At 48.2% G+C, this 16,558-nt stretch carries 11 protein-coding genes; all 11 read right to left on the bottom strand.

Annotation, left to right across the window (positions count from 1 at the left end):
* Positions 1 to 126 precede the first annotated feature (126 nt).
* The 11 genes from glpK (ACFQZT_RS22695) to ACFQZT_RS22645 all read right to left on the bottom strand — a co-directional run bounded on the left by glpK (ACFQZT_RS22695) (position 127) and on the right by ACFQZT_RS22645 (position 16,330).
* Positions 127 to 1,629, bottom strand: coding sequence for a glycerol kinase GlpK (glpK, locus tag ACFQZT_RS22695; RefSeq protein WP_379303386.1), 1,503 nt, complete (start codon positions 1,627 to 1,629; stop codon positions 127 to 129).
* Between the two features lie 324 nt (positions 1,630 to 1,953).
* Positions 1,954 to 2,985 carry a beta-galactosidase BglB gene (bglB, locus tag ACFQZT_RS22690; protein WP_379303444.1) on the bottom strand — a complete coding sequence of 344 codons (1,032 nt, stop codon included), beginning with the start codon at positions 2,983 to 2,985 and terminating at the stop codon, positions 1,954 to 1,956.
* Positions 2,986 to 3,029: 44 nt separating this feature from the next.
* On the bottom strand, positions 3,030 to 5,573 hold the full coding sequence (locus ACFQZT_RS22685; RefSeq protein WP_379303384.1) for a hypothetical protein: 2,544 nt from the start codon (positions 5,571 to 5,573) through the stop codon (positions 3,030 to 3,032).
* A gap of 45 nt (positions 5,574 to 5,618) precedes the next feature.
* Positions 5,619 to 6,485 carry a helix-turn-helix domain-containing protein gene (locus tag ACFQZT_RS22680; RefSeq protein ID WP_379303382.1) on the bottom strand — a complete coding sequence of 289 codons (867 nt, stop codon included), beginning with the start codon at positions 6,483 to 6,485 and terminating at the stop codon, positions 5,619 to 5,621.
* Positions 6,486 to 6,678: 193 nt separating this feature from the next.
* Positions 6,679 to 7,992 (bottom strand): ABC transporter substrate-binding protein, encoded by a 1,314-nt coding sequence (locus tag ACFQZT_RS22675; protein ID WP_379303380.1) that lies wholly within the window; start codon positions 7,990 to 7,992, stop codon positions 6,679 to 6,681.
* Between the two features lie 256 nt (positions 7,993 to 8,248).
* Positions 8,249 to 10,735: a glycoside hydrolase family 31 protein gene (locus ACFQZT_RS22670; protein ID WP_379303378.1), complete on the bottom strand. Its 2,487-nt coding sequence runs from the start codon at positions 10,733 to 10,735 to the stop codon at positions 8,249 to 8,251.
* A gap of 26 nt (positions 10,736 to 10,761) precedes the next feature.
* A complete protein-coding gene (gene glpK, locus ACFQZT_RS22665) occupies positions 10,762 to 12,249 on the bottom strand; it encodes a glycerol kinase GlpK (RefSeq protein ID WP_379303375.1) in 1,488 nt (495 codons plus the stop codon).
* A gap of 74 nt (positions 12,250 to 12,323) precedes the next feature.
* Complete coding sequence (locus ACFQZT_RS22660) at positions 12,324 to 13,145, bottom strand: carbohydrate ABC transporter permease (RefSeq protein ID WP_379303373.1); 822 nt, start codon at positions 13,143 to 13,145, stop codon at positions 12,324 to 12,326.
* Position 13,146: 1 nt separating this feature from the next.
* Positions 13,147 to 14,052, bottom strand: coding sequence for a carbohydrate ABC transporter permease (locus tag ACFQZT_RS22655; protein ID WP_379303371.1), 906 nt, complete (start codon positions 14,050 to 14,052; stop codon positions 13,147 to 13,149).
* Positions 14,053 to 14,112: 60 nt separating this feature from the next.
* Positions 14,113 to 15,405, bottom strand: a complete 1,293-nt coding sequence (locus ACFQZT_RS22650; RefSeq protein ID WP_379303369.1) for an ABC transporter substrate-binding protein — start codon at positions 15,403 to 15,405, stop codon at positions 14,113 to 14,115.
* A 61-nt stretch (positions 15,406 to 15,466) separates the two neighbouring features.
* Positions 15,467 to 16,330 carry a helix-turn-helix domain-containing protein gene (locus ACFQZT_RS22645; protein WP_379303367.1) on the bottom strand — a complete coding sequence of 288 codons (864 nt, stop codon included), beginning with the start codon at positions 16,328 to 16,330 and terminating at the stop codon, positions 15,467 to 15,469.
* Positions 16,331 to 16,558: the final 228 nt, after the last annotated feature.

Raw genomic sequence — 16,558 nt, 5'->3', positions numbered from 1 at the left:
CGTAGATGAAACTGACAAAAAAAAGAGTTCTTGCCTAGCAGAAAATTTCACTTTCTTTTTTTCGAGAAAAAGAGAGCCACTCCCGTGACTCCCTCATTCATGCTTATTTATATTTTATTAGGCCGACTAGTCTTTCTTCACTTTATAACCCATTGTCGCTTGAACCGCTGCTTGCCAGCCCCCGTAAAGCCCTTCGCGCTCAGCTGGCTCCATCGCAGACTCAAACGTGCGCTCAATCACTTTGTTATGGATGATATCCTGTTTGCCAGCCCAATAGCCAACCGCTAGACCGGCCAAATAAGCGGCCCCCAGCGCTGTCGTTTCCAACACGCGAGGACGATCCACGGCTGCTCCTAAGAGATCCGCCTGGAATTGCATCAGGAAGTTATTCGCTACAGCGCCGCCGTCTACGGCCAGCTTTTGCAACTGTATGCCAGAGTCGGCTTCCATCGCTTCAAGTACGTCTTTCGTTTGGTAAGCGAGGGATTCAACAGCTGCACGAATCAGATGGTCCTGTGTGGTTCCGCGCGTCAGCCCGAAGATCGCGCCTCGTGCTTCCATATCCCAATAAGGTGCGCCCAATCCGACAAAAGCTGGGACCAGATAGACCCCATCCGTGCTTGGCACAGAAGCTGCGTGCTTTTCCGAATCGGAAGCTTTTTCAATCAGCTTTAGACCGTCACGCAGCCACTGAATCGTAGCTCCTGCGACGAAAATACTTCCTTCCAGCGCATACTCGACTTTACCGTCGACTCCCCATGCGATCGTAGTGAGCAGACCATTCTGGGAAGCTACAGCTTTGGAGCCAGTGTTCATCAGCATGAAGCAGCCGGTGCCGTAGGTGTTTTTTGCCATTCCTTCTTCAAAGCATGCCTGGCCGAAGAGTGCCGCCTGCTGATCTCCAGCGATGCCTGCGATCGGTATTTGCACTTCAAACAGGCTAGTGGAAGTTTGACCGTAAACTTCACTGGAAGGACGTACGTCAGGCAGCATCGAAGACGGGACACTGAGCATATCCAGCAGTTCTGGATCCCACTTCAAGTCGTGAATGTTGTACATCATCGTTCTTGAGGCGTTGGAATAGTCCGTCACATGCACTTTGCCGTCTGTCAGCTTCCAAATGAGCCAAGTATCGATTGTGCCGAACAGCAAGTCGCCTTGGCTTGCTTTCTCTCTGGCTCCTTGGACGTTGTCCAGTATCCATTTCACCTTCGTACCTGAGAAATATGCATCGATGAGCAGACCAGTTTTTTGACGAACAATAGGGTCGAATCCCCGCTCTTTCAACTCGTTACAAATATCCATCGTTTGCCGGCTTTGCCAGACGATTGCGTTGTATACCGGCTTTCCAGTCAGTTTATCCCAGACAACTGCCGTTTCGCGCTGGTTTGTAATCCCGATTGCGGCGATTTGGTGCGGCTGCACATGATTTTTGATTAAAACCTCTTTCAACACTTCGAGCTGCGTCTCCCAAATCTCTTCCGCATTATGTTCGACCCAGCCCGGCTTCGGGTAAATTTGCGTAAATTCTTTCTGCGCAACGCCCATGATGGCGCCGGATTTATCGAATAAGATGGCACGAGAGCTTGTCGTTCCTTGATCGAGCGAGAGCATGTACTTCTCGTTCATTTGCGTGTCCCCCCAATTATAGAATCATATTTTATCGCTTTCTTCACACATTCTTATTTATATTCTTTTTCGGATCCAAAAATCAATTCCCTGCATGATTTCTTCCTTTTCGATCTCTTCGTTCTGCACGGACTTGAGAATATTTGACCTGAACGCTCACAATTATCATCTCTTTCTTTTTTTTGGAGGACACATATGTTTTGAAGTGCAAGAAACCAGCAAACTCAAGGGTTCGCTGGTTTCTTGCACAAAAAAATAATGACATTTAAAGTCTTGAAGCGATCTCTTCGATCACAAAGACTGAATGACGCGAATCTCATACCCTTAGCTGGATCTACCCGTATAACGCAGACCTTCCATCAAAATCAGCAGCGTTAACGCTTGCCCATAAGTCATCGGGGAAATCGGTATGTCTTTATAAAACTGCGCGTCGTTTCCGACCGGCGTACCGTAGGATACCTGCTGCACCACGCCGTTCGCGTCGATCCGCTTCAGTACGGCCTCTAACGCTTTAAGTCCGACGGGCAAATACTCCCGCTCCAAATAGCCTTTGCGTACGGCTTTCAAAATGCCGTAACCGAAAGCGGCCGTACAAGACGTCTCCACATAGGACGATGGATCGTCCAGCACCGTATGCCACATGCCGTCCTCTGTCTGAAGCAAGGCAAGGGCATGAACTTGGCTTCGCATCGTATCCAACAAATATTGCTTGATGCCGTCCTCCAGCGGGGTCATATCCAGAAAATCGACAATACCGCACGTATACCAGCCGTTGCCACGCCCCCAGCGCACTGCCCCGTAATTATGCCTTCCATTGAAATCCCAACCGTGGAAAAACAGTCCCGAACGCCTATCGTACAAATATTTTATGTGAATCAGAAACTGCTTCTTCGCTTCTTCGACGTACTCCGGGCGCTTGAAATAGACGCCGGCCTTTGTAAGGAAAAGCACGGTCATGAACAGTGTATCGATCAGAATTTGTCCGTCATTCGGGTCACCCGTAATCATGTGCTGGAACGCCTGATCTCCGGTGCGGATCAAGCCGCTCTTATTGTCCATGATCCAACGGCTCCACTCGTCGCATACTTGAATGTATGCTTCCTTCCCCGTCAGTTCGCACAGGGATATCAGTGTCAGCAGCGGTGAGCACGTATTGACGTTCTTCTCCGGCAAGCCTTCGCGGAGACGGGCGTCAAACCACTCCTGCAAAAAATGCAGCGTTCCCGCATCCTTCGTTTCCTGATAATACTGATACATACCGTAGAGCCCTACACCTTGAGGCCACTCCCACAGATGAATATCAATCAGCCCGATCGGATAAATCTCGTCCAATCCTTCGTTTTTCATAGACTTCATTGCATTTGATACACGTTCGATCGCACTTAGAATCGTCTCTTGTCTCACTTACAAATTACCTCCCTAGCTCTGCGAACCATTCGGCCCTCTGCTCCGCAATTGCCGACTTGCACAGATTCACCGTTCACGGTAAACGGCTCGTCCCAGCCGAATTGCACCTCTCCATATCTTGGATCCGTCAGCCGAACTTGCAGCGAATCGGCCGAAACTTCACATGGTGTCTTCAGCATGCTTTCCATGAACTGTTCGAAAGATCCGAATTCCCGGGCGTCCGCTGCCGTAACCAACCATACGTTACGACGTCCTTTCGATGTAAGCTCGCGACCGCGATTGATCCCGCTCCTGGTCGGCTCCAGGCCGCCTGCAGCATATAGGGCAGCGTAAGCCTCTTCTCTTTCTGCAAAAGCCCACGATCCGCTGTACTCCACTCGGCTAAACGCGTAAGCCGGGAAGTAAGCATGCGTATAATCAGCGTCGTGATCCGAGTTAATATCAAACAATAAGATTCCCAGCCCTTTATACTGCCCGACCTTCGGCAAATAACCGTTTCCAGCCCAGAAGCTCGGCCGTCCCGAGCCGTGAGCATAAATCTCACCTGGATGATTGACCCAAATTTGAGCCTCAGGGGAGAATGCCAGCTGTAGAACATGCTCTTGATAGCCTTTCAAGCCGTCACGGAAACCGGAGATACTCGACAATACAAACGAGCTCGTACGGTAATGAATCAGCTTGGCGTATCCGTCTTTGCCTTGCTCCAGCTGAAACTCGAGCTCCTCTTGCGGGCTCAGCTTCGTCAGCTCAACCAAATGCTGCGGCGGCTCATAATCCGATAAGTACACCGATACGTTAAAGGAAGTACTGTTCACGTTGCCTACGCCATAACCAACCCAGATGAGCGAGGTCGTCCCCGCCGCATGGTTGCCGAGCTGCTCCTTCTCGTAGCTGCGCCCGAACGTAGAGGACAAATACCCGTCATGCGCCTCTGCCATCATATAAGTGTAAAGAAGATCCATGGCCTTCTTGGCTTGCTCCCGCAGGAATGGAAGCTCGGCCAGATCGTAGAGCTGAATAAGCCCTAGGAAATCAATGGGGATATAGGCACTGGAGTTCCATTCGGCCAACCCCTCCGCCAAAAACCGTTCGAACCAGCCGATCAACTGCTGTTCTGCCTTCGACCGCCTTTGGGCTCCGATTTCGCCGCTGTTGCTGAATGTATCGTCAGGAAACAGCTGGCCAGCCAACAGCTGACAGGTATGGAACAGCAGCGCATGATTTTCGCTGAAGAACCACATCACATCGTCTCCCGGTTCGTCAATCCAATAACGAAATCCCAGAATCGTTTCTTTAACCTGGTTCCAGAAATCTTCACCGAACAAACCGCTGTCGTGATAATCCCGCCAAAAACGGAATAGGGCCACTAAATAAAAGTCAGCGCAATCGCGCCTTTCTTGAATGCCGACTAGACCATTCAGAATCATCTCATGGGACTTTTCGGGGGACCCGCCGGTTTTCAGGTTCGCAATTGCCGTATGAATGTTGGGAATACCGAGCTCGGCTACGCACTCCAGAGCCGTTTGCTTGCGCTCCTGCACCGACATGGCTTCGCTGTTCTTGGGCTGAAATCGGGTGTTGTGCAGCTCGATGCCGAACAGCTTGCGAACAATCGCTTTACCGACAACCGTGCTTACCTCAAAGTACTTGTAATCGATGCTGAAATCGGAGGAATGCCCCAGGACTAGGCTGGTTGCTCCGGCCCCAAGCTCCCGATTCAGCGTTGATGTACCGCTAAAAAAGCTGCTGTGGCTTACATCAAACGCGACTGGCCGGGTAAAGGGCTGTTCGAAGAGGAGCGTGATCTCGTCATCGGTTACGCTGTCTTTCGGAAAATAAGCCCGCTGAAGGGCATCTTCCGTGGCAGACACAGCTTCGGCAGTCTCTGATTCTGTAAGCGGAATGCGGATTTCCAAGGATTCTGAGCCTGTATATTCGAGAGTATAGTGATAGAGCGTATCGCGTTCGGCCAAATCCTCATGACAAACGATAAACTCGTTTGCTCCGGCCTCCAGTTCGATTTCCACCTGGGTCTTCTGTTCGATGTTTCTTGTGAACGGCGTGAAATCGCACACCTGACGCCCATTCACCCAAAGCGTCACGGAACCGCAAGTTTTCAAGTTAAACACCGCTTTATGCGCGCTCGGACTGTTAACGATCGTGTAAGCGTATCTGAGCATATGTGTGGGGACATAATAAAATCCGGACTCTTCCACCCGTGAATTCCCCCACGGAAAGTAAATTCCCCAGTCCGCCTCAGAGCTCCCAAGCAACACGGTATCGCCAATTGCCGGCGGCTGTGTAAAAGGCAGCTCCGGCGGGGAAGAACGCCTCGCTTCTACGAATTCCTTACGGCAAGGATTTTCATGAATCGAAAACCCTTTTATCAGCCAATCATTGATGTCACCCTCCATCGTCATCGGTTCAAACCGGACGTTTCGGATTAATATCCCGCTGACCAGCCACCGGTTAATCACCTGGTGCTGAAGTTTTAAAGGAGCATATGCCGCATAATTGCTGTGGGTTATCATTTTCATCGTCTTCCCTTCATTCCTAATGTCCCGATTGTTTGCAGTCTAGGCTTACTTCTGATGCATCTTGCGGTATGCCTGCGGTGAGACGCCGGCATATTGCTTAAACATGCGGCTGAAGTGTACCGGATTCGTAAAGCCGAGATGCCCAGACATGAATCCAACCGGCTCATCCGATAGCCTTAGCAATTTTTTGGCTTCATCAATGCGCTTGCGCGTTATGAAATTATTAATGGAAACCCCTGTTACCTCTTTAAAGGAGTGACACATGTAGTACTTGTTTAAATGCACTTCCTTGGATAAGCTCTCTAAAGTAATCTGGTTTTTATAATGCTGGTTCAGATACAGGAGCATGCGGCGTACGTTTGTCTCCTTTTGCGATTGGGTCGGAGCCGTCAAGAGAGCGTACATTTCTTTCGATTTGCGATAAATTTTCAGGAGCAGCTGGACCATTAGGCTTTGCAGCATGAATTCATTCCCGATCGCTTCCCTTTCCCTTTCGTGAAACAAGGTCGAGAAGTGGTTGTCCATGTCGCTTAAACCTTTGTCGTCCCAACGAATCAGCAAACCGTTCGGATGGCTGAACAGGCCAATCAGCTTCGTATGCAAATCTTCGCCTGCCATTTGTTGAATATAATCAGCCGTAAAATTGATATAGCTTCGAATATACGGCACACCCTCCTTCGGGTTCGGCCGGTGAAGCACATCCCCGCTAAAGAGCAACATATCCCCCGGCTGCATCTGGTACAACTCGTTCCCGACAATTAAATTGACATTGCCTTGATGAAATAAATACACTTCATAGCCGTCATGTGTATGAAGGGGCCAGCTGACCTGCCATTCCGAAACTTGATGACGGATGTAGATGCGTTCCCGCTTTAGTAGCGTGTTCGTCAGAAAATGGAGATAATGCGACATGTGCCACTCCTCCTTGCTTCATTGATTCACTTGATCAAATTTTAGCACAACCATCCGTGCCGATTAGCACGGAAGTTGTCCTATATCCTACAAATGTTGCTGTCCGTTCGAAAACTACTGAGCCCTTCATTTTCCTTTATTAAAAGTCTAAGGGCTACCGCTAGGTAGCCCTCCTTACTCCGCAGCAATTCAATTATTTACTTTGCTCGCCAATCGCTTTATCGATTAGTTTTGCCGTCTTGTCCAAGGCATCCTTCGCCGTCGTTTTCCCCGTGATCGCCTCAATAATATTGTTCTTCAGATCGGTTGAAAATTTCGGCACGATATCTTGACGGGACCAATCGTTTGCCGCCAGAGGTGTCGTATTGGCCAGTTCATCTGCGAATACTTCGAACATTTCTTTTCCGAACGCATAATCAAGCTTAGCATTGTCCTTGCGAGGACTGATGAACAACGAATCCTTGGTGAACTTGGCATTCACTTCTTTCGAGGACAAATATTTGATAAAGTCTGCAGTCTCTTTTTCTACGCCTGTACCTTTGAATGCCATCACGTATTTGCCGCCAGGAACGGAGGAACGGATTTTTCCTTTGGGCATGTAAGTGACGCCCCATTCGAAGTTCGTAATATCCTTGTAATTGCTGAGTACCCAGTTACCTGCCATATGAACGGCTACTGTACCGGAACGGAACAAGTTGTTCGGATTTTCATTACCTACCCATACGGATGGAGGCATAATGCCGTCTTTATGGAGTTTTACGAATGTTTCCAGTGCCTGCACGCCTTCTGGGCTGTTAATGGCCGCCTTTTTACCGTCAGCGCTGATCATGCTGCCTCCGAATTGATACAGCATCGTCGACCATCTGTGAGGCGAGACGTCCCAGACCATACCTGTCTTGGCTCCGCCTTTTGCCATGACTTGCTTAAGATCCGCGCTGAATTCCTCCCAGGTCCAGATGTTATCCTTGGAAGTAGGTACCTTGACTCCCGCTTTATCGAATAACGTCTTATTGTAGATCATGCCATTGGCCGTTACATCCATCGGAGCAGCGATAATTTTGTTATTCATCACATAATAAGGCTTGATGGAATCGATAAACTGGGAGGTAAAGCTGTCTGCACCGCCCACATACGGCGTCAAATCCAGTGCCTGATTGGCAAACATCCCCGTGTCGGTAATACGCGCGAGTGCAGGCGGTTGACCGCCAGAAAGCATCGTCTTCAATTTCAACGGCAGGTCTTTAAAAGCGACTTCAATGAGATTGATTTTCACGTTCGGATTTTGCTTTTCGTAATCGCCGATAATCCCTTTCATCACATCGCCTTCAATACCGTCCGTAAACCAAAGATAATCAAGTGTAACTTGCTTCTTAGCTTCAGATACACTCTTGCCTGCAGCTTGACCGCCGGCTTGCGAACTTCCCGTACTTCCTCCACAAGCAGTCAGCCCGAACGTGAGCAGTCCTGCAAGAACAAGAGTCATAGCCGATTTCATGTTTTTTTTCATATGACATTCCCCCGATTTTCTTGTCAATGATAGTTGATAGCGCTTTCTGACAACGGTTACATTAAAATGTTATCACATCTACATTTTTATGTTAGATCGATTATTGCTTACAATTTAACGTATATTGCTTTCATCTGATGGGTAAATCAAGTATAGAAGAACATAATGAAAATGAGAAAAAGCTGACACCGGTTCAATACCGGTGTCAACTTACTCACGATGTGCTGCGACTGTTACTCCACTAGCGTTACATCTGTTAAATGGAAATCAGGTCTTTCACATCGAAGTTAACCGCAATATCGGCGTCCGTTTCGCTGCTCACCATTTTGATCTTCGTTGTTTTCAGCTCAAGATCGTAGTACCAACCTTCGTCCTTCGAGTCCCATTCCGCGTGATCCAGGAACATTGGAAGCTTGCGATCCTGCAGCGATACTTGAACCGGCGCGATTCGCTTGCATATCAAATCGATGACTAGTCGCTTGACGCTGCTTGTATAGGTTCCTTCTTTCTTGAAGGAAATGACCGTATTTCGTTGGGTGTTCACGTTGATAGTAGTTTTCAGGTATTCACCGTGTTTGTAATTATTCGTGGTGCCGTCGTCTTCGTAGAGCACGAAGCTCGTATTTTCAGACGGCTCGACCAGCAGGTGAAGTTCCTCAACGCGCTCATTGTGAATGTTCTGCAAGGTAGGCGCCATCGGAATAATCGCTCCGCTGCGAATGAACATCGGAATCGAGCTTAAGGAAACATCCATCTCAACAGTCTGTCCGCCGGCATAATGCTTTCTCGTATTCCAGTCGAACCATTCGCTGCCTTCCGGCAAGTATACTTTTCTTGTTTTCGCGCCCTTGTCGAGGACATTAGCAACAAGAATGGAACGTCCCAGCATGAAATCAAAGCTTTCTTCCCATGTAGCAGGGTCTTCCTGGAATTCATACACCATGGGTCGCATAACGGGAGAGCCCTCTACGGAAGCTTCATGCAGCAAGGAATAGAAGTATGGAAACAGCAAGTACCGAAGCCGGATGGCATCCCGAATAAAGGGCGTATACGAAGGATACATCCACGGCTCCGTAACGGTATTGTCGGTATTGCAAGAATGGATCGAGAATCTCGGCTGGAAAATTCCGTTCTGTACCCAGCGGACGAACAGCTCCGGCTCTGGTGCGGGTCCGAAGAAGCCTCCGATGTCGCAGCCTTGATTCGCCACGCCGGACAATCCCATACCTAGAATAACGGGAATATTGAACTTCAAGCTGTGCCAGCTCGTATTGTTGTCGCCTGCCCAAGTCTGGGCATAACGCTGTATACCGGCAAATCCTGCGCGGTTGACGATATAAGGTCGTGTATTCGGAGCGGCTTCGGCGATCGCTTCTTTGGCCATTTGGGCCATCAAATTCGGAAGTATCGGCCGCAAAGCGCTAATCTCCCTCTTATCGCCTTCAAACTCGCAGAGCGCATCCGGATTGTTGATTTCATATTCGTTGTTATCGTTCCAAATCGAGGTGACGCCCAAATCGATGAATGATGATTTCAGATGCTGCTTCCACAGATCTCTGCCCTTAGGGTTCGTAAAGTCGACGAACGAGGCCTGCCCGCCCCAATAGCGGTCCGTCACGGACTTCTCGCCTTGGTCATCTTTAATATAGGCCCCTGCCTCATCAAATTGACGGTAAAACGGATGCGTGACCAGCATACCCGGCTTGATATTGGGTGCGAGCGCTACTCCCTTGTCCCGCATTTGTTCGATGAAGCTTTGAGGGGCAGGGAACCGATTGTAGTTCCAATTGAATACATATCGTTTGCCGTCTTCTCCGGTGGTATAGCCCGACGACATAAAAAAGCCGTCGCATGGAATACCTTCCGCCTTGCATCGTTCGACAAAGTTCAGGATTGCTAGATCCGAATTTTCTTCCAGCTCGGTGTAATACATGGTGGATCCCATATAGCCCAAAGAATATTGGGTTGGCAAAATCGTTTTCCCTGTCAGATCCGTATAATGCCGGATAACGTCCTTCATGTGCGGTCCGTGCATGAAAAAATAGTCCAATTCCCCGCCGTCCGCGCAAAAATAGCTGTACTTATTCCAATAGCCGCTGCGCTCGCAGCCCATATCGAAGATGGAGTCGTAGCTGTTATGATAGAATAAGCCCGTGGCGGTTTGCGTCATACCGTTAAATTTGATATAGAATGGAATATGCTTATATAATGGGTCGGTATGCTCGGAATCGTAGCCGATCGTATCGACGTTGTGCATCCGCAGTCTTCTTTTCTTCTTGTTCAAATAGCCGCTCTTCTCGCCGAAGCCGTAATAATGGTCCTCATCTTTCAAGGTGGAATAGTGATAGAGTCGTCCATGCTTATCCTTCACGTATGAGCGCTCTTTCAAGTCCTCATGAAGCACGCGGCCTTCAGTATCTTGGATCTCAATGGCAAACGGGCTCTTATGGATGAGGACGCGTAATTGCTTAGTGGTGAGCAGCAAATGGGTTCCCGCATCTTCATACCGAATAGGGAGGGCTTCCCCCCTCTTTCGATCCTCGATGATGCCGTCCATTTTGTCGTCCCATGCGGTCATCATCAGCGTGTACGAGGCTTCTTCGGCAAATTGCTCATCAAAGGTTCCACGAACCCGGACAATATGATCGTTCATCAGATAGATCCGGTATCGTGCCCCATCCGTCACCAAATCCAAATAACTTCTCCCATCCACAACCTGCAATAAGTTATTGCTTACTTTCATTATTTTCCCTCCAGCATTTCTATCCGTTATTTAAAAGCTCTCACTGCAAGCACGGCTTTCTTCCAGTTGTTGTAGCGGTGATGACGGTTTTCATCATTCATATCCGGCAAGAACGTTTTATTTATCTTCCATCGTTCCACGATTTCGGACTGGTCCGCCCAGTAACCGACAGCCAATCCCGCTAAATAGGCAGCGCCCAGCGCGGTAATTTCATTGATTACCGGTCGATCGACAGGTATATTCAAGATGTTACTCTGGAATTGCATTAAGAATTGATTTCGGACAACGCCGCCATCCACACGCAGCCTATTTACGGCAATGCCTGCGTCTTCTTCCATGACGTCCAGCACATCCTTAGTCTGATAGGCGAGCGCCTCCAAGGCCGCTCGCACGAAGTGCTCCTTGGTGGTACCACGAGTGAGTCCGAATACGGCCCCTCTAACTTCACTGTCCCAATAGGGGGTTCCCAGACCGACAAATGCAGGTACGAAATAGACTCCATCTGTCGATTCCACACTGGAAGCGTAATGCTCCGTCTCCGCAGCGTCCTCGATCATCTTCAGCCCATCCCGCAGCCATTGGATTGCTGAACCAGCCACAAACACGCTGCCCTCTAAGGCGTAGACAACCCGGTCACCAATTCCCCAGGCGATGGTTGTGAGTAACCCATGTTTGGAGCTGACCGCCTTGTTGCCGGTATTCATTAGCATGAAGCAGCCTGTGCCGTACGTATTTTTGGCTTCTCCTTCTTTAAAGCACGACTGACCGAACAACGCAGCCTGTTGGTCTCCCGCCGCTCCTGCGATAACGATTTCATCACCGAATAAAGCCTTATCCGTGAGTCCATATATGCCGGACGACGGTTTAACCTCGGGCAGCATCGATTCCGGTATGCGCATCAGCTCCAACAGTTCCTTATCCCAGGTTAAGTCGTGGATATTGAACAGCATCGTACGCGAAGCGTTGGAGAAGTCCGTCACATGAACCTTGCCGCCTGTTAGCTTCCATATCAGCCAAGTATCGATCGTGCCGAACAAAAGCTCGCCCCGCTCCGCACGTTCTCTGCTACCTGGGACCTCATCCAAAATCCAAGCCACTTTCGTTCCTGAAAAATAGGGATCGATGACCAGCCCCGTTTTCTCCCGAATCTTGCTCTGCCAGCCCTGTTCTGCCAGTCTTTCGCAGATTGCAGCTGTCTGTCTCGACTGCCAGACAATCGCATGGTAGACCGGCATACCGGTCGCTTTCTCCCATACCACCGTCGTTTCACGCTGATTGGCTATGCCGATTGCGGCTACCTGCTCCGGTTCTATCCCTGCCTCCGACATGCAGGAATTGACGACAGACACTACGGATTCCCAAATCTGTTCAGCATCGTGCTCCACCCAACCGGGATGCGGATAAATCTGAGGGAACTCCTGCTGAGACGTGCCCACAACATCATTGTTTTGATTAAACAATATAGCTCTTGAACTAGTCGTTCCTTGATCTATTGAAAGGATAAAGCGCTCCATAAATTAATCCCCTTAAAAAATCCCTTCGCCCACAGAGCCGAACCGGTCACTGTCATTGAAGGGAATTGATGTGATTATTTCATTCCGGACGTCACCATACCGCTGACGAATTGTCGTTGGAAAATAAGGAACACAACAAGGACCGGAATCATCGTAATGACGGACATCGCAAGTAAGCTGCCCCAATCTACATTGTATTCTCCTATGAAGTTGGACAACGCTAATTGAACCGTATACAGCGACGGGTCACTGATGCCGATAAGTGGCCACAGGAAATCGTCCCAACGCCACATAAAAGAGAAAATAGCGAGCACCGCCAGAATCGGTTTGCAGATCGGCAAAATGATCCGGAAATAAATGCGCCATTCCGACGCCCCGTCCATTCGGGCTGCTTCCAACAGCTCGTTCGGTACGGTAAGCAAATATTGCCTGAGCATAAAGACCCCTGTCGGTGTAGCTGCCGGAGGAATAATAAGAGCCCACAAGCTGTTGAACATCCCTAGGAAGCTGAGAACTTTAAAGATCGGGATCATAATGACCTCGAGTGGAATCATAAGCGTAGAGATGAAGCCGACAAGCAGCACCGTATCGCCTTTAAACTTATATTTGGCCAGAGCGAACCCTGCCATCGAGTTGATTAGCAGCAGCAAAATCGTCGAACTGATGGTAACAATGGTGCTGTTCAAGAAATATCGTCCGAAATTCCCCTTCTCGAAAGCATCGGCAAAATGCTGGAACGTAACCGGCTGTGGCCAAAAGCGCGGCGGAAAGCTGTACAAGTCATTATTCGTCTTAAAAGATGAAATTACGATCCAAAGGACAGGAAACAGCCATACAACGGCCAATACGATAAGACCAATGTAAAGGGTGACTTTAGCGGAAGATTTTAATTCCATATCAGTCCTCGCCTCCCTTAGACAATTTATTCTGTAGTGCGGTGAACAAGCAGATCAGGACAAACAACACAACAGACATCGCGCTCGCCATGCCGAGCTCCTGCTTGGCAAAGCCCGTTTCGTAAATATATTGCACGATAAAAGTTGTTTCTTTCCCAGGCCCGCCGCCTGTCAGCGAGAACAATAACGGATACGCTTTGAAGGCGTCAATCAACGCAAGCATAACAACAAGGACTGTCGTAGGCTTAAGTAGGGGTAGTGTAATACTGCGGAATACCCGAATCTTGGACGCCCCGTCCAGTCGTGCCGCCTCGTAATAGTCGATCGGGATGGCTTGAAGTCCGGCCATAAAAATAACCATATAAAATCCGAGACGAGACCAAACTGTAGCAATGATGACCGATAAGCTCGCGAAAAATGGATTCGACATAAACTGAATAGGCTCTCCGCCAAACAAAGTCAGAACGTAGTTCATAATCCCGAAGTCACCGAATATCCACTTCCACGTCAGACCGACAATGATATACGAAATCATCGTAGGCCAGTAAAATATGGATCGAAACAGCCCTTTCGCACGGAGCGGTTGAATCAGCATCATGGCAACCGCCAAAGAAACGCAATAAATCGACGGAACCGCGATCAGGGCATAGCGGGCCGTTTTCCCTAATGCGCCCCAAAACTCTTCGTTCATGAAAATTTCTTTAAAATTGTCAAACCCTACAAATTCCATCGGGTTCAGCCCATCATATTTATGAAAAGAATATATGAAGCCGATAACGGTTGGAATGACGATGAAAACAGAAAAAATCAACAGGTTGGGCAACACGAAAAGATATGGAGTCCATCCCATGGACTGTTCTCGGCGACGTTTTTTCACAGTTTTTACAGCCGAGGCTTGTGTGGACATCAAGCATTCTCCTTTCTTAAAAGAACCGCTGCCGGTTTAACCCGGCAGCTCGTTTTTTGATTATTTCTTTTCATCAGCGATTGCTTTATCGATCAATTGGGCAACTTTGTCCATGCCGTCCTTCGCTGTTTTCTTGCCGCTGACAATTTCCGAAATCGTGGTTTTCAGGTCGTTACTGAACTTAGGCACGACCGTTTGTCTGGACCAATCTTGGGCGGCAGCCGGAACCGTGTTATTGAGCTCATTCGAGAACAGTTCCATCATGTCTTTGCCGAACGCATAGTCCAGCTTGGAATTATCTTTACGCGGGCTGAGGAACAGTGCATCCGTGCAGTATTTCGCGTTCACTTCTTTGCTTGAAATGTAGTTAATGAAATCTGTAGCTTCCTTCTCAACCCCCGATTTTTGGAAAGCCATAGCGAATTTACCGCCCGGTACCGAAGAACGCGTCGTGCCTTTTGGCATGTAGGTAACGCCCCACTCGAAATTCTGAATATCTTTGTAATTGCTGATCATCCAGTTTCCTGCAAAATGAGCGGCAACTGTGCCTGTACGGAACAGATTGTTCGGGTTGTCTCCGCCAAGCCATACGGATGTAGGCATAATGCCGTCAGTATGCAGCTTCTTGAAATATTCAGCGGCTTTTACGCCTGCATCGTTGTTAATCACTGCTTTCGTTCCGTCCTCACTCATCATGCGGCCACCAAATTGATACAGCATTGTCGACCAACGTTGCGGTGTGAAATCCCATACCAGACCGTATTTGGCTCCGCCTTTTTCCATAACCTGCTTCAAGGAAGCGGAAAACTCATCCCAAGTCCAAATATTATCTTGTGAGGTAGGCACCTTCACTCCGGCTTTGTTAAACAGCGTTTTGTTATAAATCAGTCCGTTAGCCGTTACGTCCATTGGAGCGGCAACCGCTTTCTTATTGACCACATAAAACGGTTTGATGGAATCAACGAACTGAGCTGTATAGCTGTCCAAGCCGCCATTGCTGGAGGCCAAGTCGATCGCCTGGTTGGCAAATCCGCCAAGTTCAGTTGTACTGATCCGTGCAAGAGCAGGAGGCTTTCCGCCTGAGATCATCGTCTTTAACTTTGTTCCTAAGTCTTTGTAAGGCACTTCAATCAGATTTACTGTAATGTTCGGATTTTTAGCTTCATAGTCCTTGATGATGCTCTTCATAATTTCGCCTTCATTACCGTCGGAGAACCAAACAAAATCTAGAGAAGCTTTTTTACTGCCCGCACTTGTTGCGCCATCGGCTGATTTTTTCGAGCCGCAGGCGGTCAGAACAGTCAGAAGAACGAGTACCATAGCGATGGTTACCGTTTTCATAAGTTTGTTCATGTGTCTACCCCATTCATTATTTTTTTGATGCAGGTGTATCCGAATTCAAGCATTATCGGCTTTATGTTAAGCCGCCTTGTTTGCGGTACTGTTGAGGCGATACGCCCGCGTAATTCTTGAAGGAACGGCTGAAGTGAACCGCCGTATTAAAGCCGAGCTTATCGGAAATGATTCCGACCGGCTCATCCGTCGTTAAAAGCATCTTCTTTGCTTCTTCAATCCGTTTGCTGATCACATAGTTGTTGATTGTATACCCGGTGACGTCTTTAAAACAGTGGCAAATATAATATTTGTTTAGATGAAGCTTCTTAGACAGTTCCATTAGTGAGAAATTTTCCTTGTAATGCTGATTAATGTATTGGAGAATCCTTTGTACATTTGCTTGAGTGTGTGATTGCTGCTGGGTGGGCACCAACTCATGTAACCGCTTTGATTTCCGGTAGATCGTTACCAACATTTGAATTAATTCTGTTCTGAGCATAAGCTCGTACCCGAACGCTTCCCTCTCGTTTTCCCTGTGAATAGTTCGGAAAAACGCTTCCATTTCACCGCGTTCTTCAACTGACCAACGAATTAACATGCCATTCGGTGCTTCAAACAAAGACATTAGCTTTTCAAACATGTCCCCAGACATCCACTCTAGCAAAAAACTTGGCATGAAGTTCACATAGCTGCGAATATAAGGGACGTCTTTAGACGGATTTACCCTATGGATAGTACTTCCTCGAAAAAGAAGCATATCCCCTGGCGCCAATTCGTAAATATTATCACCAATTACATAGTTCGCATCTCCGCGAATGAAATAATATACTTCCAACCCTTCGTGGGTATGAACAGGCCAGTTATACTGCCAGTCATCCGCGTCAGCTCTTACATAAATTCCGAGCTTTTGCAGTGCAAGATTGGTGGGAGTATGGATTACCAAGTGGCCCCTCCCTTCTTAGCCAAGCGAAGCGTGTTGTTATTTTTCATTAAGAATATACCATACTGAAATTGTGTCCACTTAACATATCTTGCTTATAATTTGTCGTACATTGTTGAAAGCTATACATCTTTTTCAACAAATAAAAAGCTGCCGAATTAATTTTCTCGACATCTTTTTCCATTGCTTATACATCAAAAGATGTTATCTCAAGCCAACTTCCATCAATCG

Origin of the sequence: Paenibacillus sp. GCM10027628 (assembly GCF_042676385.1) — a bacterium.
GTDB lineage: Bacteria > Bacillota > Bacilli > Paenibacillales > NBRC-103111 > Paenibacillus_E.
The sequence above is the reverse complement of the archived record's forward strand: the minus strand, read 5'-3'. Positions and strand labels throughout refer to the sequence as shown.

Bases quoted from the DNA above. Each gene is read 5' to 3' on its own strand.
- glpK (WP_379303386.1), bottom strand. From the start codon at position 1,629: ATGAACGAGAAGTACATGCTCTCGCTCGATCAAGGAACGACAAGCTCT.
- bglB (WP_379303444.1), bottom strand. From the start codon at position 2,985: ATGAAGTCTATGAAAAACGAAGGATTGGACGAGATTTATCCGATCGGG.
- ACFQZT_RS22685 (WP_379303384.1), bottom strand. From the start codon at position 5,573: ATGAAAATGATAACCCACAGCAATTATGCGGCATATGCTCCTTTAAAA.
- ACFQZT_RS22680 (WP_379303382.1), bottom strand. From the start codon at position 6,485: ATGTCGCATTATCTCCATTTTCTGACGAACACGCTACTAAAGCGGGAA.
- ACFQZT_RS22675 (WP_379303380.1), bottom strand. From the start codon at position 7,992: ATGAAAAAAAACATGAAATCGGCTATGACTCTTGTTCTTGCAGGACTG.
- ACFQZT_RS22670 (WP_379303378.1), bottom strand. From the start codon at position 10,735: ATGAAAGTAAGCAATAACTTATTGCAGGTTGTGGATGGGAGAAGTTAT.
- glpK (WP_379303375.1), bottom strand. From the start codon at position 12,249: ATGGAGCGCTTTATCCTTTCAATAGATCAAGGAACGACTAGTTCAAGA.
- ACFQZT_RS22660 (WP_379303373.1), bottom strand. From the start codon at position 13,145: ATGGAATTAAAATCTTCCGCTAAAGTCACCCTTTACATTGGTCTTATC.
- ACFQZT_RS22655 (WP_379303371.1), bottom strand. From the start codon at position 14,052: ATGTCCACACAAGCCTCGGCTGTAAAAACTGTGAAAAAACGTCGCCGA.
- ACFQZT_RS22650 (WP_379303369.1), bottom strand. From the start codon at position 15,405: ATGAACAAACTTATGAAAACGGTAACCATCGCTATGGTACTCGTTCTT.